The organism is Wolbachia endosymbiont (group B) of Melanargia galathea (genome assembly GCF_964030625.1).
GTDB lineage: Bacteria > Pseudomonadota > Alphaproteobacteria > Rickettsiales > Anaplasmataceae > Wolbachia.
Genome location: NZ_OZ034910.1, coordinates 849,812 through 868,937, shown reverse-complemented (window position 1 = coordinate 868,937; position 19,126 = coordinate 849,812). Strand labels below are relative to the sequence as shown.

The following is a 19,126-nucleotide window of genomic DNA, read 5'->3' as shown; positions in this document are numbered from 1 at the left end:
AGCTTATATCTGTCGTGTGTGCGCTGCATTTTTTTCTAATCTTTTTATACAGGAGGATTTTATGTCCAGAATTCCAGATATTTGACCTTTACCTTAGCTAATAACAGGCGCCTGTGGTTTTTATAAAGAAAGTGTAGGAAATAACCAAAAACTTTTTCCAGGCATAAATTTGCCATGTATACCTAAAAAGTAATTATATTAGCATAATGTTCATACTTATATGCTAATATTAATATTATTAAAATTGAAGAATATTATGGAACAACAAGCATCAAACAAAGAGAAAGGGATTGAATTTAGATATAATCAATGTAATCAGAAATGCCATTCCTACAAAACAAAACGGACAGACCAAGAATGCCTAGATAAATGCTATGAGAAGTACGTTTCTAAACTTTATCCACAAATTAGTGAGAAATTATTAGCTAGTGAAAACAATCTCTATGATGAAAGCGAAAAATTATTGCTTATAGCAAATGAAATACACAATCAAGATGCAATGTTTTTTTAATCACAAAAGAAACACTTATTTCAATATTTGAAGAGATGTTAGCTTTTTAGATATATTCTGACTTATTGAATAATTCTTTAAATTGGTAAAATACTGTTTCTTTTCCTCTATTTCTTTTTCACTATTCTTTCCACATATCGCTTCTGTTTTTATCTCTGGTTGTTTCTCTTGATTGAGAGAGCCCTTCTTTTCAAAATAATTATCTGTGAATTCTAAAAAGAGTGAAATCAGCTCAGGAAGATTGTATTTGTGTTCACTTGATGAGCACAATTCTGTAATCGAAGAAAAGTGAATATCATCTGCCTTAATAGGTAGTAACGATAGAAACTTATTCCAGCATTTTCTCATTATTCCAACTTCAGATTCAAGGTTTTTTATTTTAGCTAAATCGGTATGCTCCATGAAAAACTCTTTGTATTGCTCAAAACCTTCAAAAGTTTCTTTTTTTTGGTAGTTTTTTTTCCTATGACTTTTTTCTATGTCAGAAATTTTAGTACCTATATTTGCCTGCTTACTAATAAAGCCATCGTTCTCTAGATTAAAACAAATTGTGTATGGAGTAATATCGTTTACTATTGTATGTGGCTTAAAGTGCCAACCAAAGCATTTGAGTATGAATTTTATTATAGGAGGAAATAGCCATTTAGGTTTTGATATGTGTAGTAATTTCACTACAAGTTTTTTGAATGAGCTAAAGGATTTATTGATAACGCATCTTAAATGAACATTGTCATCTTTTTTAAACTTTTTATAAACCTCTGCAGCTATTGGTCCTCCAGCACAGCTTCCATACAGTACTATATTGTCTGGGTGAATGCCTTGCTTTAGAAGATCTGAAATGACTGCAATTCCTGCATTTACTCGATTTTGACCGTTTAAAGAATGACCTTTGCTTTTTCCAGAACCAGGAAAATTAATAAGGTGAACATCCATACCTGCTTCAGCTGCCCAATTCCATTCACTTTTGTCTTCATCTGGCTCTTTTTCAAAAGTATATGTAAGCCCTGGAAAGTAAACTATATGCTTTTTCTTTCTGCTATCTGCACTGCTCTTCGAGTTTGACATCACTATCTTTTGAATTCGCATTCCATTTTGAACTTCTACGAACTCTTCCCTAATTTTTATTGTATTTTCTTCTGTTACTTTCATTTTGCGTTTTTCACTATATTGATTTAATAATACATGAAATTTTAGAAAAAATCAATTTTTACTAAAAAATTAACTTATAGCGTATCTATCTTTATATTTATTGGAATTAAGGTAGTAATGGGAAATGTCTCTTGACATTTGATAAACCTAAACGTAGCCTAAAACAATTTAGTGTTTATTTATGACATTTGTTCAATCACTTAATAATCAATTAGATAGTTTACACTTATTAAAACACCCATTTTACGAGTCATGGAATGAAGGTAGCTTAAGCCTGCAGGCTCTTCAAACCTATGCTAAGGAATATTATCACCATGTTGCTGCTTTCCCTCGTTATATCAGCGGTATACATTCTTTATGCCCCAATCTAAAGATGCGGCAAGTTTTACTTGGTAATTTAATAGAGGAAGAACAAGGCGATGAGAATCACCCAGAATTATGGCAGCGTTTTGCTGAAGGGCTCGGAGTAGCAAGGGTTGATCTTCTTGAAGATGCACAGGTTAAGGAGACGCAAGAATTAGTTGACGGTTACTTTGACATTGTAAAATCAGATTTTGCAGCAGGTCTTGGAGCTCTGTACGCTTATGAACGTCAAACTCCAGAGGTTTCTAAATCTAAAATTGAAGGTCTAAAAAAACACTATTCAATAAATGATGAGCGTCCTCTCAAATTTTTTACTGTTCATATGGAAGCTGATGAGTGGCATTCTGAAGAATGTGCAAACCTTATTGCAGATTTAAACGAAGAAGAACAAGAGAAAGTTATGCAAGGCGCTGAAAAAGGAGCAAAACTCTTATGGGGTTTTCTTGATGGCATGATGAATGTTGATGTTTGTCATTAATTATAAGTAGATACTAAATTCAGTGGTAGCATGTAATCTTCTTATATCTGATTTACGGCTTTGGGTTCATTTGGGATGTAGTGCAGAAGAGAAGTTTTCTCCCCAATTGGTGAGTATTGACGTTGATTTCACTTTTAAATCTCCTCCTTCAGGGCTTACAACTGATCAACTTAAAGATACTATCTGCTATTTGGAAGTAGTGCAAAATATTCAATCTCTTGTTCAGGGCAAGCAATTTAATTTAATCGAGCATTTAACTCATGATATATACAGGATGATTAACGACCTTTTTATGCAAAAAGAGCATTCTGTCAGGGTGACTACTCACAAAATCGCACCACCAGTTCCTGGTGTGCATGGGGGCGTTTTTTTTACTTACTGTAATGAATTGCAAGAATGATCTATATTTCTATTGGATCAAATATAGGGAATCGCCTTTCCCATTTACAAAGAGCTACTGAGTTACTAAAGAAGCGCTATTTAAAAGACTTAAAGTCTTCGATCATTCTAGAAACTAAGGCTATTTTACCAAATGGTGCTCCACCTGATTGGAACAAGCCATTTCTCAACATGATTGTCTATGGAAGTTGTTCTTCTTCTCCTGAGGAGCTACTAAAAGGCTTAAAACAAATCGAATGTGATATTGGTCGTCCACAAGTCTACGAAAAATGGGCACCTCGTGTTATTGATTTAGATATTTTGTTATGGGATGATCTAACGCTTGATACACCTGATCTTAAAATTCCTCACCCAGAATTGGTAAACAGGCCATTTTTGATCCACTTGATGGCAATGGTTAACAAAACATTTGCTTTCAATGTTCAAGACTGTTTTTCAAAGAGTTTTACGATTTCACCAAAGCTTATGGGTATTGTCAACATTACCCCTGATTCATTTTCAGATGGTGGTCTTTATTATGATGCGAATCGAGCAACCAAGCAGGCATTGCAGCTGGTATCAGATGGTGCAAGCATAGTTGATCTTGGAGCTCAATCAACAAGGCCTGGAGCTTCAATAAAGACGCCAGAGGAAGAGTATGAACGTCTAAAACCAGTACTTGATAATCTTAGCGACTATATGAAAAATGGTGATATTGAAGTCAGCATTGATAGTTTTTGGCCAGACGTTATTTTAAACGTTTTGAAGCACTACAATATTGCCTGGGTAAATGATCAGAAGGGAGATCTGAGTAGTAATACCTTAAAAGAAGTTGCTAGCAGTGGGTGTAGTGTCGTTATTATGCATTCACTTTCGATACCACCACATAAGGACAATATTATTCCACATGATATTGACCCAATTGATATCATAAATAATTGGGCAGAGGAGAGCATTAATAGGTTACTTGCCCTTGGTTTTGATGAAAGTTCAATAATTATTGATCCTGGTATTGGTTTTGGCAAATCTATGTATCAGAATATTCAGATTTTACGCAGTATAGAAACTTTACAAAATTTTGGCTGCAAGGTTTTAGTTGGCCATTCCAGAAAGTCATTTATTTCCTCTTTTTCCATAGAATCTCCCTCTAATAGAGATTTAGAAACAATTGCTATATCTGCTATACTGCAAAATAAGGTTGATTTCCTTAGAGTGCATAATGTACGCGACCACATGAGATTTTTTGTAGCCCAAGCTGTCTTAAAGGGATGAAGATTATTGGAATTATGGCTGTTGACCCTAATGGGGTAATTGGAATAAATAATGATTTGCCCTGGCGTTATCCAAGTGAGTTTAAACATTTTTGTCAAGTAACCGACAAGCAAGATATTGTGATGGGAAGAAAGACATTTGAAACCGTGCCTCAGAGTATACTAAAGAATCGTACACCTATTGTTTTCTCCCGTAACAAGTGTTTTAATAGAGGCCCAAAATGTACTGTTGTCTCTTCCATGAAAGAATTTCTGTCAATTCAAAGTAGTTCTCAAGTCTTTGTGATTGGTGGGGCACAAATAGCACACCTTTTTTTAGAGCATAACCTAATCTCAGAATTTATTATGACTGAAATGCATAAAACTTATAAAGGTGATACGTATTTCAATTTAGCACTCCTTGATCAGTGGAATAAAACTATTCTCACTAAAACTAAAGACTATACTATATGCAATTGTGTCCGTTCAGCAGAGTAGTAAAATAAGGTAGGCGAGAAAAGACAACTATCAGTGCATGACACTGGCTCCTTTATGATGGTCAGTGCCCAGAAACTGGCATCCAGTTAAATTTATGGATCTCAGTGTTAGCTACTTAAATAACAGGGGAGAGCTACTAAATGACATCTTCAATTTCTGTACAGCTACATCGCAAGAAAGGAAGCACTGGCTTTCACATTAGCAAATTCCCTGAATAGATGCATACAATTTAATGCATAATGAAGTGTGACCTTAGCCAAAAAAAAAGCAGCAAAAAAGTTAACGCGTTCTAGACGTAACTTTACTAAGTACCATTTCTCTTAATTCTTCAGTCAGTGTGCCACTATCCAAAACACTGTTATGAGGATCATCTCCATATATACACAGATCATCACGAATCTTGATCGGATTACCATTTAATAATCGATCATCTCTCATTGCATTTGCCAACTGTGCAGGAAGTGGTATTAATTTGTCTCTTGCGTGATTAATAATTACTATTGGCGTTTTTTCATTTTGTGACTTTTGTAAATTATCTACTATATCAAAGTCTAAATCGAAGGCTTTTAGTATTCTTTTTAGTAGGAATGAGGGCAGTATACTCAAAATTTTCGTTGAGGTATTGGAAAATGCTCTATTGCTGTATGAAAAGAACTAAAAGTGCTAGTGAAGACAATTCCTCCAAGTTTAACATCTCTATTCGCAAAATGCCTTGATACTTCTGATGCAACTGCTCCTCCAAAAGAATGACCGAAAAGTATAATATTTTCGGGTTTTACACCTTGATTTATTAGTTGATTAATTTTCTCTATTGAAGACTTGAATAAGTTTTGATTCTTATTTAGAAACGGAATCATGAGTAGCAATATAGATAAAAAAACACAAGCTGAAGCTGATAAGACTGCCAATCCAGCTGTTCTAGCTGTTATTGGATTAGTGAGCAGTATGACAGTAGGTGGCAATATTGATGCTAGTAAGCATACGAAGCTGGTTAAGGCATAAGTTATATAATTTTGAAATGCAGCCGGGTATTTGTGTGCATGAGTGTGAAAATTAGGTATATCATGGTGGTGCATGAGCTCAGATTGCATATCTTTACAGAATGTAGTTGCATTTTTATAATTATCCCCTAACCCATGAAAGAATATAAGATGTATTTCTTTTTCTTTAGTGTTAGGCATTATTTTCACTATTAAATATTTTCAATTATATACTATTCTTATAATTTTGTTGAGCTTTTTCTATGTTAACTAGTGAACCGGCAATCTTAAAATGCTTGCAAGATCTACTTACATCAAGGTGCATGAGTTTTTTTTGTATCCGTTCATCAGAGTAGTAAAATAAGAAAAAGAGAAAAGAAGACTAAATGAATTTCATCCGAGTAGCTGACACTGACATCTATATAAAGACAATCTAATGCACTCATTTAAAGTGAAGTTTTCTGGATCCCAGTGTCTAGGCACTGGGATGACAAGAAAAGAGTTGACTTGAATGACACCGAATAGGTACTGGGACAGAGGCTACTTGAATAATATTTCACCATGTCATTCCAGCACTTGATGCTGGAATCCAGAAGTTTTTTGAGCACAAAAGTCATGCTAAGTTTTTGTTGTTAAGAAAGGCTGGATAGCTACTTGAATGACACCATTTGTTACTGTGTTTTTGTCTATCTTATTTTGCTACCCTACTGAACGAATACACAAAATCTAACTTTTTTCTATACAACCAGCTAGGTCAAGAAAGGTGAATCTATCTCTTGTTGCAAATGTAAGATTGACTACCTTGCAATATTGCTCTTTGTTCCAATTAAGATGCTCCGGTAAGTACGGAATTGATAGATCTTCAAATACTTTCTGCAGGTGTTTTGCAGATAGTAAATTTTGCTTAATTAAACTAGAAATATTACTCCATTCTTTGCAAATAATCTCTTGAATTTTTTGCTGCATCATTTGCTTCTGCTTTAGAATTTTTATAAATTCGGTATTACCAAAGCACTGAGTTATATGTTTTACATCTAAAGTGATCGGTTTGGTAATCGGGTTTTGTATTGACAATATCTCCTCTTGCAAGTTAGCCATAGTAATCGTCGTAACAGCAATTTTTTCGCCATGTAACGAGGAGGAATAATCTTTTGTTACCGTCTCCATTGCATGAGCTATCATATGTTCTCCTTGGCTTGCAGAGTAGCTGCCTTTTGACATCACCATTCCAAGTCCTGAAATCAATAAGGCTTCCATAAGTAATAAAACTACTCTTTTATCTTTTTTAGCAAGTGCCAAGTGTTCTCTGAGCAAAATTTCCTCCAGATTGCGAACAAGTTTAAAGGGGAGTTCATTATATTCTGTGCCAAGTAATAGATGAGATAATAGCCAATCGGCTTGTACTGTTGAACGGCAGATGAAATCTGCAAATCCACTTAATGTGAGGCGTGGTGGTGCGTTGGCAATTATATCGTTATCAATGTATATTGCCTTTGGAAGATGTGCTCCGAACGATTTTTTATATCCATCAACTAATATTGAAGCGTTTGCAGAGCTATACCCATTCATGGAAGCGGCTGTTGGGAACGATATATAATCTTTTTTCTCGAGGTAGCTTGCATATTTGCAGATATCATTAACAGTGCCACTACCAAATGCAACCATTAAGTCACTATCTTTTGCTTTATTTCTAACTAGGTTTACAGTTTGGAGGGAAGCAGCGCTGTTCAGTCTATTTGGTGTCATCCAAGTAGCGTGACACTGCGATCCATCATAGTCACGCGCTGGAATGACAGTTGTGGCTGGAATAATTAAATGAGAAACTTTATTAAGTATGTTTTTGTTTAAAAGTTTTGCTGTATTTTCATCTGCAATCAGAAAAATGTCATTTCCATATTGTCTACATATTTCATAGATATTATCAGCAACTTCCCTAATAAGAACTTGTTCTGTGTGCTGTAATATTTGTTTTAAATATCGCATAGAATGTTTACAATACGGTAATGTTAGTATTTCAAGATTGATATGAAGATTGACCCTGTAGAACTAACTAAGAAATTAATTTCTTTTAAAAGTATAACACCAAAAGACGATGGGGCAATAGAGCATATAGCAGCCATTCTCAAGAAAAGTGGTTTTGAATGTGAGATTTTAGAGTTTGGTGATAAAGTTAAAAATCTTTATGCGAAATATATAAATGGAGTACCAAACTTGTGTTTTGCTGGACATGTTGATGTTGTACCACCAGGTGAGTTAAAAGATTGGATATCTGATCCATTTAAGCCAGAAGTTAGAAATGGAATGCTATACGGAAGAGGAGCAGCTGATATGAAAGGCGGAGTAGCTGCATTTATTGCTGCTATCGTAGATTCAGTTGCAGGTAAGTTTCGATTCAGTGGTTCAATCAGTGCATTGATTACCGGTGCTGAAGAAAGCACGGAAGAACATGGAACAAAGGCCGTTTTGGAATGGATGAAAAGTAAGCAAAAAAAGATAGATTTTTGTATAGTTGGAGAACCAACGAGTAGTGAGAAATTAGGTGATACCATAAAAATAGGTAGAAGAGGTTCTGCAACATTTAAATTGATTTGCCATGGTAAACAAGGGCACGTTGCCTACCCAGATCTAGCAGATAATCCAATATATAAAATGGTATCGATACTAAGTAAGATAAAAGATACCACTTTTGATACTGGTAATAAATACTTTCAGCCTTCACATTGCGAAATTACTACTATCGACGTTGGAAATAATACTAATAATCTAATACCTAGTTCAATAGCAGCAGGTTTTAATGTTCGATATAACAATACACAAACACCGGACGTTTTATATAAGATGATTGATGCAATATGCACCAATGTGACTAACGATTATAAACTGTCTATGCAGAGCAGCAGGGACGTTTTTCTCTCTACTCCTGATAGAAATACTGATATTATGCTTGATGCGATAAATAAAATTACCGGTATTGATGCTGTGCTGAGTACAAATGGTGGCACATCTGATGCTGCGTTTATTAAAGATATTTGTCCAGTAATTGAATTTGGTATGATCAACAAAACCGCACATCAGGTAAATGAATGCGTATCAATAGACGATATACATAAATTAACAGCTATATATAAGGAGTTTATAAAAAATTATTTTTACCCCACTAATAAAATATTAAACCAAATCAATGTAATTGGTAATACGCCTGATGGTCCATTATTAGCTTGAGGTGCAGTTGCATAGAGAAGAAACTTACTAGACACATTTTACCAACCCCTTATTATAATATTAAGGGTATTTTTGACTCAAAACTTGTCTTTGATCTGTGCGAGCTTAATAACAAAAATTCAGTAGAAAGCTTATTGGCGAAAATTATCTGTTCAGCAGAGTGACAAAATAAGATAGACAAAAAGGGTGTAAGAACAAATAGTGTCATGCAACACTGGCTTTTGTACACAAAACGTTGTAAAGCGCTTTTGTCAACCTGGATCCCAGCTGGCTTTGTTGCACCACTCAAGGAAAGAACAGGCAGTTACTGATGGAATTTGTTATAAAATAGATATTTAGCCGACAAAGGAAAAATATGCCAATAAGAATGAAAGTCAGTAACTGCAATGAATATAACAAATTTCTTCAAGAAAGGGGAAATGTTTTTCATTATATCAACGATGCCATTGAAAATTGGTACGAAAATAGTCCAAAAGTAGCAGGTGGCAACAATGTCTACAGCGACAAAGTAGTGATTCTAATTCACATAATAACCTATCTATTCAGGATTGGTCTTAGGCAAACAGTGGGATTTATAGAGAAATATCTTGAGCAAATAGGGAAAATTTTGCAAATTATCAGCTATTCGCAGGCTTCAAGAAGGTTTAAAAAGCTTAATATCAAAATCAACGACTGCAGAGTTGATAAGAACGATATGGAAGATATTGAAATTGCTATAGATAGTACAGGTATCAGCATCTACAATAATATTCCAGGCCATAGTAAGGCAAATGGTACAGATAGAAAGTATCGCCGCTATGAGCAAACAAGAAAGCTACATGTAATGCTAGAGATAGGTAGTAAAAAAGTTATAGCTGCAAAATACAGTAGTGGAGTTTATTCCGACCACTATGGAGCCTGTGATCTTATTGAAAGAGTGGATACCAAGTATAACATAAGCACGATATATGCAGATAGGGCATATAATCGAAAGAAGTTATACAAACTGTGCGATGAGCTTGACATAAAGACAAGGATTCCTCCGCAAAATAATGCAGTAGAGCATCCAAAGTTGGATTATATGAATGAGAGAAATTCTACAATCAAGCTCATAAAGTCATATGATGAAGATGGTATGAAGAGGTGGAAAAAAGAGATAAATTATTGGAAGAGATCTTATATAGAAAGTTTTTTCTCGCGACTGAAGCAAATATTTGGATTTAGTTTTAGGAATAAATCTGAGATTAATCGTGAGAAGGAACTGCTACTCAAGTGTTATTTGCTTAACAAATTTACTGAAATAGGCATGGCTAAGTTTGATATAGCTTCATGAATTTATTATACATTACCCACTATCCGAAGAGCTGTGCAACAAAGCCATCCCAGCTCGGATAACAAGAAAAGAAGCACTGGTTTCACATAGATCTGAACAGATATAATTTCTTAAACATTTATAGCTCACATAAAACCCGGTCTGACTGTCATAAAGGCTACTCATTGCAGCAGACAACTTTCGCACTACTTCAAATTCTAATTTTCAACTTAAAGAGGTACGTAATGTCAAATAACTTCAATTTCAAAGAATTTTTTCACCATCACGAAGCAAATAGCACTTTAGATGATATACAAAGGTACTGCATACTGTGGCAATCAGTGATATCACAGGCAATGATTGATGCAGCAAGTAACTGTAAAAAAACAGAAAGCTTGTTAGAGAAACGTAAAGCAATTTCCTGGCTATCAGACTTCAGTCAAGATTTTGTTGAAACATGTATACTGGCTGATTGCGATCCATTATACGTAAAAAACAAAATACAGCCAATTCTAAAAAAGATAAAGCCCTTTTAATGAGGTTTACCCCTCTCACCAAGAAAAATATCATTTAATCTTTTTTCTATAGCTTCATCTATATCTTGGATTAATAGCTGCTTTATCATATTCACTTTCCGTTCTGCCTCTTGAAGATTATTGTTACCGTAACTGTTCTGATTACTATAACCATAACTACTGCCATTTGGTTTATTACTCATTTTTCTTCTTGTGCTGAGTATCTGAACTATCTTCTCCTTGAAAAAAGACTTCCAGCCTGTGCCAGAAAATAATTTGTAGAGAAAATGCGGAGTAAGAAACGCTACTAATATTCTAATAGAAACTCCATAACCCAAATCATCTCTATTTTCATAATACCATTTTAAATATTGATACAAATGGTAAAATGCATTTTTGAAAGAGCTAAACTCTACAGCATACCAAAAGCCACTGGTGAGAAACATGAGCATAATGCTCGATGTATAAAGATACAGAGTGAAAAGAAATAGCTTGACAACTATATCTTTCAAGCTGCCCAGTATATAATTAAATAACCTTAATTTATAAAAAAGTGATATCATTTCACGCACACTTTAATAAAGCTGGGGTGGAAGGATTCGAACCTTCGCGTGGCGGTATCAAAAACCGCTGCCTTACCACTTGGCTACACCCCAATATTGTTTATATCAATAACATTATTAACCCAATTAGTAAAAGATTTATTCGCTTTTCCTATGGGTATTATCACAACGGCTGGTTGATCATAAGAATGCATTGCCTCGATTTTTTCTACAATCTTATCAGTCTGATCATTCCTGCTCTTCATAATTGCCACTATTTCACAATTACTATTAATTTTACCTTCCCATAAATACAGAGAATTTACTTCGGGAAATATATTTACACATACAATTAACTTCTCGTTTAACAATTCTTCAGAAATAGTCTTAGCCTCTTTCAGGTTTGAAAAAGTTATATAGACTAAAACTAAGTTGCTCATTAATCGCTACATAAATGCATTTTTACTATACTCTACTTAGATTTATTCATCAAGAGAAAATAGGAGAGACCTCTTCAGTGCTTGACACATAGAAATTGAAGATGTCATTTAGTAGCTCTCCCCTTGTCATCCCAGTAGTTCTCCTCTTGTCATGCAAGTAGCTATCCAGCCTTTCTTAACAACAAAAACTTAGCATGACTTTTGTGCTCAAAAAACTTCTGGATTCCAGCATCAAGTGCTGGAATGACATGGTGAAATATTATTCAAGTAGCCTCTGTCCCAGTGCCTATTCGGTGTCATTCAAGTCAACTCTTTTCATCCCAGTGCCTAGACACTGGGATCCAGAAAACTTCACTTTAAATGAGTGCATTAGATTGTCTTTATATAGATGTCAGTGTCAGCTACTCGGATGAAATTCATTTAGTTGTCTTTTCTCATCTACCTTACCACTTTCTTGAACGGATACCATTAGCCATTCCCCTGAATAGATACAACAAATGTTGTATCTTTATCACTTCACATACATTATTCCATATACTATATGAACAACTGAAAAAAGACTTCAGTTAATTGACAATGAATCACGTTATTTTGTCAAATGCGCTGCTATCGCCAAACCATAGCTTAGCTTGAGTGGCTGAGGAGGGATTTGAACCCCCGACCAAGAGATTATGATCCTCCTGCTCTACCACTGAGCTACTCAGCCTCATTAAAAACCTTGCTATATATATGATCTACATGCTTCGTATAATACTTCAAATCAAACAAAGATTCAAGTTTTTTAGAGTTAATAACTTCAAGTAAGGATTTATCTTGTTTCAGTTCGGCCAGAAAATCACTATTGTTTTGTTTCACTTTCATTGCATTGCTCTGAACAATTTTATACGCCTCTTCCCTCGCCAAACCACTATTTACCAACTCGAGTAATACTCGTTGTGAAAAAACCAAGCCTTTTGAAGAATTTAAGTTCTTTTCAATATTTTCCTTATTGATCACCAATTTATCTATCAAATCTGTTAATCGTACTAAAGCAAAATCCATTGCTATACAAGCATCAGGAGCAATGCACCTTTCCACAGACGAGTGCGATATATCTCGTTCGTGCCATAATGCAACATTTTCTAATGCAGGAAAAACGTAGCTGCGTACTAAGCGTGAGAGCCCAGTCAAATTCTCACTTAAAATAGGATTACACTTATGCGGCATAGCAGAACTTCCCTTCTGTCCAGTGGAAAAATATTCAGAGATTTCGCCTACTTCAGTTCTTTGCAAATGACGAATCTCAATTGCAATATTTTCTATTGAGCTTGCAATTACTCCCAAAATTGAAAAGAACATGGCATGTCTATCACGAGGGATGACTTGAGACGATATGGTTTCAGGTATGAGTCCCATTTCTTTCGCTACATACTCTTCAACAAATGGATTAATATTTGTAAAATTACCTACTGCACCTGATATTTTACAAATTGAGATCTCTTTTTGCGCGCTAATTAATCTCTGATAATTGCGTTTAAATTCAGCATAAAATCTAGCAAATTTTAATCCAAGAGTTATTGGTTCTGCATGCATTCCATGACTGCGCCCAACACAAACAATATCTTTATAGTCCTCAGCTTTTTTTTTCAATACTATAAGTAAATTTTTTAGATTCTTGAGTAAAATATCACATGACTCTTTCAACTGCACTGCAAAGCATGTATCTAAAACATCAGAACTTGTCATTCCGTAATGGAGATAACGAACATCAACTCCCGCTTTTTCAGCAATATATGTCAAAAAGGCTATAACATCATGTTTTACAATGGATTCAATTTCGTTAATACGCTCAATATCAAATTCAATAGCACCAGAGAGCTTTTCAGCAACATCATTTGGAATAACTTTTAATTTTGCTTGAGCTTCACATGCTAATTTTTCTATTTTGAGCCATATGTTGAACTTATTTTTTTCTTCCCAAATAGAAGAGATTTCTTTGCGGCTATAGCGTGGAATCATTTTTGATTTATTCCAATAATGGTGTCATTCCAGTGTCATGCACTGGAATGACATGAGGGGAGCACTGGGATGATACCAGCTTAGCAATGGAAGACATTTCTTTACGACTATAACAAGGGATCATCTTTGATCAGCTATCATCAGCATCAGTAGCTTCTTTACTCGCATCTTGCTCTGCCTCTTGTTGCTCAGATTTCTGATTTTGCAACTTTGCTTGCCTTAATTCATGTGCATCTTTCTCAGATCTGACAACGTATATAGTAATTGGCACTATCACTTTACTATGTAATTCTATATTCACTTGATACTCGCCCAAATTTTTGATGCTTATTCCACCCAAAGATAAACTATGATGACTTATATCATATCCTTCTTGTAATAAAGTTTTTGCAATTTCACGTGTGGTTACAGAGCCAAAAATCTTTCCATCCTCTGAAGCTTGCTTTATTAATATAATAAATTTATCATGCAGTGATGATGCAAGCACTTTTGCTGCATTTAATTTTTTGGTATTTTCTTCTTCCAATAATAAACGCTGTTCCTCTAACTTTATTAAATTTTCCTTAGTGGCTTTCATCGCCTTTTTTTGTGGAAAAAGAAAATTACGTGCATAACCTGGCTTAACTTTGACAACTTCACCAAGCTTACCTAAAGTTGTTATATTTTCCTTTAAAATTATTAACATAAATTACCTAACTTTTTTAGTACAGTAAGGAGCAAGAGCTAAAAAGCGTGCTCTTATAATTGCTAAGCGCAACTTTCTTTGTTTTCTTGCGCACACACCTGTTAACCTTCTAGGTAATATTCTACCATAGTCAGAGGTGAATTTGGACAATAAATCTATATTCTTATAGTCTATGTCCTCATCTTTAGATGCAGCAAGAGGACAGACCTTAGGACGCCTAAAGCCAGTTCTGTTATTTACAGACACGTAAGAATTATTAAAACTATTTCGTCTTTTCATCATTATGCACTTTTCTCCTCAATTTGTTTATCCATCATGTAAGATTTACCTTTAAAAAACTCATTAACCCGTACAGACAAGTGGCGAATAATATTCTCATTCAGTTTTACTCTACGCTCAAATTCATCCATAATGCTTGAAGTAAAACTTATACACATCATACAGTAATGACCACTTTTCATCTTATTTATTGGGTATGCAAAATCCAATAGACCCCAATATTCATATTTTATCAATCCTGAAGCTTCAATATTTTTCAAAAGCACTTCCAGCGTTTTATTCAATTGATTTGAGTCTACTATTTTAAAACTTTTTAAAACCTCTTGAAGGGGCTTTATTAGATGTTGTGAAATATTTTCCTTAAAAGCATTTACTACATTATAGATAAATGCACTTTTAGTGTTAGCTCCTGGAAGGTCCATAAAATTTTGTTTTATTCCCGTATCACTTAGTTCATTTTTCAATTCTTTATCGATTCTTGACTTTATTTCTTTTAAATTTGAAAAATCTTCTTCCAATTCAACCCACAAAATTTTTGTCAGAGTTTCCAAAAAATCAGAGTAAACAATCAGACTTTTTTTAATGCTTTCGGTACTTGCCTCTAGCTCTTGTTTTATAACTGTGCTATGTTCTCTTTCTATGAGACCTTTAACCTCCTGAGAAATAACATCTGCTTTAATATTTTTCAACAAAATAGCCAATTCTTGGACCATTTCTTCTACTTCTTGCTGCAATAAGTTCGGTTGTGCTATAAAAGTAAATTCATAGAGATTCACTATATCTTCCTTTAATATCAATTAAACACTTTAATTATATAAAACTTTTTTATATAAGCAAGTTATTTGTATTAATTTCTACGTCTTCAATCCAACTTAAGTGAGATATTTCATAAATAGCTTTGGGGGTGATTGAATATGTACCTGGCAACAAGATGCTGACTTTATGTTTTTCGAGAAGAAACTTTAGCATTATTTTGGTTTTGCCTCCATTTTTCAACACTGCATTCAACTCCTCAGCAACTTTTTGCGAGTCTGAACATACAGCAGTTAAAACTAATCCTTTCATTAGAGAAGTAACCTTTTCTGTAAATTCAGATATGTCCTTTCCTGATAGTCTCGTTGTGTTTTCTGAAATTTCAAGATCAATTATCACAAATGCTCCAGGTGAAAATAGATTCCTTTTTTCTTCTATTATTTCATTATTGTAGAATGCTATTTCAGAAACATTGTGGGGATCAGAAAGTGTTAGTATAACAAATCTTCCACGTTCTGAGGTTCTCATACGCACATTTAATATTACACCAGCAGTTTTTATCGTTTTACTCTCTCCGATAAACCCAATATTTAATTTTTTCAAGAGAGTTCTAAACTTTTCAAGTGGATGATTAGTTAAGTAAAATCCCAATGAAAATAACTCATGCTCTAATTTTTCCTCTTCATTAAAATCTTCCACGTTCTCAAGTTTTGGCTTCAGAATATCAAGATTACCAAATAAAGCAGCTTGATTTGACTGCCTATTTTTATTTGCAAAGTAAATCAATGTGTCTATTGACTCGTATAACTGCTTTCTATTTTTGTGCACACTATCGAATGTTCCAGATTTAATTAAACTTTCTAATGCCCTTTTATTTATTATATGCCCCAAATTTTGAATGAATTCCCATATGTCCTTATAAGAACTTGAGCGTGCATTTACTATTCCTTCTGCTATAGCAAAACCAACATTACGCAAAGCAGCAATTCCGTAGCGTATGTGCTCACCCTCTATTGAAAATTCAGCCTTAGATTTGCTGATATCAGGCGAAAGAACAGCAACTCCACTGAATTTTGCAGCATGATAAAACAAATTCAGTTTGTCTCTATCATCAATGTTGAGATTCATCAAGGCCGTAAAAAATTCTAGCGGGTAGTTAGCCTTAAGGTAAGCTGTTTGGTAAGATATAATCGCATATGCTGCAGCGTGGGATTTATTAAATCCATAACCAGCAAATTTTGCAACAAGATCAAAAATATAACTTGCCCTGTCGTAATCAACACCGTTTTTTGTTGCTTCTTGAACAAAAAGTTCACGTTGTTTATCCATCTCTGCCTTAATTTTCTTACCCATGGCACGTCTGAGTAAATCCGCCTCTGCTAAGCTATATCCAGAGAGAATACGCGCTATTTCCATTACCTGTTCTTGGTAGATTATTACTCCGAATGTTTCTTTTAACACCTCCTCAAGCAATGGATGAATGTAATCTGGCTTTTCAAGTCCATGCTTTCTTGCAACATAAGTTGGAATGTTATCCATAGGCCCTGGGCGATAAAGAGAAATTAAAGCGATGATATCTTCAATGCAGTCTGGCTTTAGTTTTATTAAAGCTTCTCTCATTCCCGAACTTTCAAGCTGAAACACTCCGATTGAATCACCTCTTGAGAGCATTTCATAGGTTCTTTGATCAATCAAAGAAACTGAGGAAATATCAAATTTTTTTTTATCACGATTAATTAAACGACATACATGATCTATTAGTGTTAGCGTACCAAGTCCAAGAAAATCAAATTTTATTAACCCAGCTTTCTCTACATATTTCATGCTGTATTGAGTGATTGGCAGAGCCGAATTTGGATCATAATAGACGGGAACAAAATTTTCTAATTTTTGATCGCATATTACAATTCCAGCAGCATGAGTTGAAACGTGACGATATATTCCTTCGAGCTTTAGAGATATATCAAGAAGTTTGGCAATTACTTCATCACTATCCCTTTCTTTCTGAAGATTTTGATCAAACTCTATCGCTTGCGATAAAGTTACAGGATTTACTGGATTAAATGGAACCATTTTAGATATTTTATCCACTTGAGAGTAAGGCATTTGCAATACTCTACCAACATCACGCAATACTGCCCTTGCTTGCAATTTTCCAAAAGTGATTATTTGAGCAACATAACCGTACTTTTTCTGAACATAATCAATAACCAGGTCCCTTTTCTCTTGGCAGAAATCGATATCAAAGTCAGGCATCGATACACGATCAGGATTTAAAAATCTTTCAAAGATCAGACCAAATTTTATTGGATCAAGATCTGTAATCTGCAAGCTCCAAGCAACAATTGATCCAGCACCAGAACCTCTTCCCGGTCCAACTGGAATGCCATTTGCTTTGCTCCAACGAATGAAATCAGAAACTATCAAAAAGTAGCCAGCGTAGTTCATCGAAGTTATTACGCTTAGTTCGTAATTCAGCCGATCGTAGTATTGTTTAAGGTCTATGTCCGTTTCATTTGCAATGCGGAATTCTAATCCTGCAACTGCCTGCTCCCTCAGTTCTTCATTCTCAGTTTTATTTTCTCGACAAGGAAATTTAGGCAAGATAGGCTGCCTGCTTCTTGGCATGTAAGAGCACCGCTTAGCTATCACTAAAGTGTTATAAATTGCTTCGGGAATGTCGCTGAACAGTTCCTCCATTTCTGCCACAGATTTGAAGTAATGCTCGGTAGTTAACTTCTTTCTGTTATTCTCCAGGGCATAACTGCCCTCCGATATGCACGTTAATATATCATAAGCTTCATAATCAGATCTATTTGAAAAAAACACATCATTCGTTGCCACTAGTGGTATATTGCGCTGATAAGCAAAATCTATTAAAGCTTCTTCAAGCTCTAGCTCTTTATTCAGCCCATGACGCTGCAATTCAACATATAAATGACCATCGAATGCTGAAAGCAGTTTTTCAACCGTTTCTTTGTCTTGCTCCAATAACAGTTGAGCCAAACATCCACCAGTTAAGGCGATTAGACCTGTATTAAAACTTAATAGCTCATCAAAATCAACGTAGGGAATATCGCTGCTATTTTTGCGCTTTTTAAAAGACTCACTCACCAAAGTGACTAAATTAGTGTACCCTTGTTCATTTTTTGCAAGTAGGAGTATTGATAAATTTTGTTCTAAGTGTCGAACGATAATATTGCATCCTACTATTAGCTGTATTCCCTTATTTGCTGCATATTCTGCAAATTCAAGTGAGCCAAATAAGTTGCCTGAATCAGTAACTGCAACTGCCGGCATTTTGTTCTGCAAACAAAGACCAATCAGCTCCTCAATTTTAACCGAACTCTCAAGCAGAGAATAAACGCTATGAACACGTAAGTGTATGAACATAAAAAATTTTAGATTAGCAATAGTTAAGGATAACATTAATTTACTTATAAGGATATGCAATAGAGTCAACTTGACAAACCTCATCAGTCTTCTTATCATGACAATAAGAGTATTTATCCTTGTTTTTAATCTCTGCAGATTTAACAACAAAAATTCAGTAAAAAACTCAGGTATATATTGGCAGATTACATAAAATTATAGCGGCTGCATGTCTTTTTTATTTTTTCTACATTCAGCCAAAACGCGCTTTAAATAAGCGTTAGCACATTATTACAATGCCGATTTACATTATTATAGGGTTAAAACTCACTACTGGGGGATTCTTTTGCCTTTTTTTGCTTGGTAAATTTCTTAATATTTTTGATTGGTTAGGAGTTCTATAGAGATGTCATTTCAGTGCT

At 34.6% G+C, this 19,126-nt stretch carries 19 protein-coding genes and 2 tRNA genes; 8 read left to right on the top strand and 13 right to left on the bottom strand.

Annotation, left to right across the window (positions count from 1 at the left end):
* Window positions 1-256: 256 nt before the first annotated feature.
* The gene (locus AAHF52_RS03835; RefSeq protein ID WP_007302118.1) at window positions 257-511 is read left to right on the top strand and encodes a hypothetical protein; all 255 of its coding nucleotides are present in this window, start codon (window positions 257-259) and stop codon (window positions 509-511) included.
* A 15-nt stretch (window positions 512-526) separates the two neighbouring features.
* On the opposite strand, the gene AAHF52_RS03830 is transcribed toward AAHF52_RS03835, so the two are convergent.
* The gene (locus AAHF52_RS03830) at window positions 527-1,660 is read right to left on the bottom strand and encodes an alpha/beta hydrolase family protein (RefSeq protein ID WP_264376624.1); all 1,134 of its coding nucleotides are present in this window, start codon (window positions 1,658-1,660) and stop codon (window positions 527-529) included.
* A gap of 181 nt (window positions 1,661-1,841) precedes the next feature.
* On the opposite strand from AAHF52_RS03830, the gene AAHF52_RS03825 reads away from it, so the two are divergent.
* From AAHF52_RS03825 to AAHF52_RS03810, 4 genes are read left to right on the top strand one after another with little or no spacing between them, the layout of a single operon-like run.
* Window positions 1,842-2,501, top strand: coding sequence for a CADD family putative folate metabolism protein (locus AAHF52_RS03825; protein WP_149168679.1), 660 nt, complete (start codon window positions 1,842-1,844; stop codon window positions 2,499-2,501).
* A 22-nt stretch (window positions 2,502-2,523) separates the two neighbouring features.
* On the top strand, window positions 2,524-2,901 hold the full coding sequence (locus tag AAHF52_RS03820) for a dihydroneopterin aldolase (RefSeq protein ID WP_007302114.1): 378 nt from the start codon (window positions 2,524-2,526) through the stop codon (window positions 2,899-2,901).
* Window positions 2,898-4,151 carry a dihydropteroate synthase gene (folP, locus tag AAHF52_RS03815; protein WP_019236720.1) on the top strand — a complete coding sequence of 418 codons (1,254 nt, stop codon included), beginning with the start codon at window positions 2,898-2,900 and terminating at the stop codon, window positions 4,149-4,151. The genes AAHF52_RS03820 and folP overlap by 4 nt, the downstream gene beginning before the upstream one ends.
* Window positions 4,148-4,627 carry a dihydrofolate reductase gene (locus AAHF52_RS03810; protein WP_342068375.1) on the top strand — a complete coding sequence of 160 codons (480 nt, stop codon included), beginning with the start codon at window positions 4,148-4,150 and terminating at the stop codon, window positions 4,625-4,627. The genes folP and AAHF52_RS03810 overlap by 4 nt, the downstream gene beginning before the upstream one ends.
* 279 nt (window positions 4,628-4,906) lie before the next feature.
* Here the strand turns inward: AAHF52_RS03810 and AAHF52_RS03805 are convergent, their stop codons facing one another.
* The 3 genes from AAHF52_RS03805 to AAHF52_RS03795 all read right to left on the bottom strand — a co-directional run bounded on the left by AAHF52_RS03805 (window position 4,907) and on the right by AAHF52_RS03795 (window position 7,590).
* Window positions 4,907-5,233: a hypothetical protein gene (locus tag AAHF52_RS03805; RefSeq protein ID WP_342068374.1), complete on the bottom strand. Its 327-nt coding sequence runs from the start codon at window positions 5,231-5,233 to the stop codon at window positions 4,907-4,909.
* Entirely contained in the window at window positions 5,230-5,808 is a 579-nt protein-coding gene (locus AAHF52_RS03800; protein ID WP_342068373.1) for a hypothetical protein, read from the bottom strand. The genes AAHF52_RS03805 and AAHF52_RS03800 overlap by 4 nt, the downstream gene beginning before the upstream one ends.
* 525 nt (window positions 5,809-6,333) lie before the next feature.
* Window positions 6,334-7,590, bottom strand: a complete 1,257-nt coding sequence (locus AAHF52_RS03795; RefSeq protein ID WP_264376623.1) for an iron-containing alcohol dehydrogenase — start codon at window positions 7,588-7,590, stop codon at window positions 6,334-6,336.
* Window positions 7,591-7,632: 42 nt separating this feature from the next.
* Between AAHF52_RS03795 and dapE the strand changes: the two genes are divergently transcribed.
* From dapE to AAHF52_RS03780, 3 genes are all read left to right on the top strand, one after another.
* Complete coding sequence (gene dapE / locus AAHF52_RS03790; RefSeq protein ID WP_019236715.1) at window positions 7,633-8,829, top strand: succinyl-diaminopimelate desuccinylase; 1,197 nt, start codon at window positions 7,633-7,635, stop codon at window positions 8,827-8,829.
* Between the two features lie 355 nt (window positions 8,830-9,184).
* Complete coding sequence (locus AAHF52_RS03785; protein ID WP_213863789.1) at window positions 9,185-10,141, top strand: IS5 family transposase; 957 nt, start codon at window positions 9,185-9,187, stop codon at window positions 10,139-10,141.
* Window positions 10,142-10,365: 224 nt separating this feature from the next.
* Window positions 10,366-10,656, top strand: a complete 291-nt coding sequence (locus AAHF52_RS03780) for a hypothetical protein (protein ID WP_264376622.1) — start codon at window positions 10,366-10,368, stop codon at window positions 10,654-10,656.
* Here the strand turns inward: AAHF52_RS03780 and AAHF52_RS03775 are convergent.
* The 9 genes from AAHF52_RS03775 to dnaE all read right to left on the bottom strand — a co-directional run bounded on the left by AAHF52_RS03775 (window position 10,653) and on the right by dnaE (window position 18,725).
* Window positions 10,653-11,081, bottom strand: a complete 429-nt coding sequence (locus AAHF52_RS03775; protein ID WP_264686189.1) for a hypothetical protein — start codon at window positions 11,079-11,081, stop codon at window positions 10,653-10,655. The two genes, AAHF52_RS03780 and AAHF52_RS03775, sit on opposite strands and share 4 nt — an antisense overlap.
* Window positions 11,082-11,219: 138 nt before the next feature.
* Window positions 11,220-11,291 (bottom strand) — tRNA-Gln (locus AAHF52_RS03770).
* Complete coding sequence (gene cutA, locus AAHF52_RS03765; RefSeq protein ID WP_063630722.1) at window positions 11,282-11,617, bottom strand: divalent-cation tolerance protein CutA; 336 nt, start codon at window positions 11,615-11,617, stop codon at window positions 11,282-11,284. Before cutA ends, AAHF52_RS03770 begins: the two co-directional genes overlap by 10 nt.
* A gap of 634 nt (window positions 11,618-12,251) precedes the next feature.
* Window positions 12,252-12,323, bottom strand: a tRNA-Met gene (locus AAHF52_RS03760).
* Window positions 12,314-13,615: an adenylosuccinate lyase gene (gene purB / locus AAHF52_RS03755; RefSeq protein WP_007302075.1), complete on the bottom strand. Its 1,302-nt coding sequence runs from the start codon at window positions 13,613-13,615 to the stop codon at window positions 12,314-12,316. Before purB ends, AAHF52_RS03760 begins: the two co-directional genes overlap by 10 nt.
* Window positions 13,616-13,745: 130 nt before the next feature.
* Window positions 13,746-14,300 carry a 50S ribosomal protein L9 gene (gene rplI, locus AAHF52_RS03750; RefSeq protein ID WP_019236699.1) on the bottom strand — a complete coding sequence of 185 codons (555 nt, stop codon included), beginning with the start codon at window positions 14,298-14,300 and terminating at the stop codon, window positions 13,746-13,748.
* Between the two features lie 3 nt (window positions 14,301-14,303).
* Complete coding sequence (gene rpsR, locus AAHF52_RS03745; RefSeq protein ID WP_015587948.1) at window positions 14,304-14,582, bottom strand: 30S ribosomal protein S18; 279 nt, start codon at window positions 14,580-14,582, stop codon at window positions 14,304-14,306.
* The gene (gene rpsF, locus AAHF52_RS03740; RefSeq protein ID WP_052264806.1) at window positions 14,582-15,355 is read right to left on the bottom strand and encodes a 30S ribosomal protein S6; all 774 of its coding nucleotides are present in this window, start codon (window positions 15,353-15,355) and stop codon (window positions 14,582-14,584) included. The genes rpsR and rpsF overlap by 1 nt, the downstream gene beginning before the upstream one ends.
* Window positions 15,356-15,404: 49 nt before the next feature.
* Window positions 15,405-18,725: a DNA polymerase III subunit alpha gene (gene dnaE / locus AAHF52_RS03735; RefSeq protein WP_264376620.1), complete on the bottom strand. Its 3,321-nt coding sequence runs from the start codon at window positions 18,723-18,725 to the stop codon at window positions 15,405-15,407.
* Window positions 18,726-19,126 lie beyond the last annotated feature (401 nt).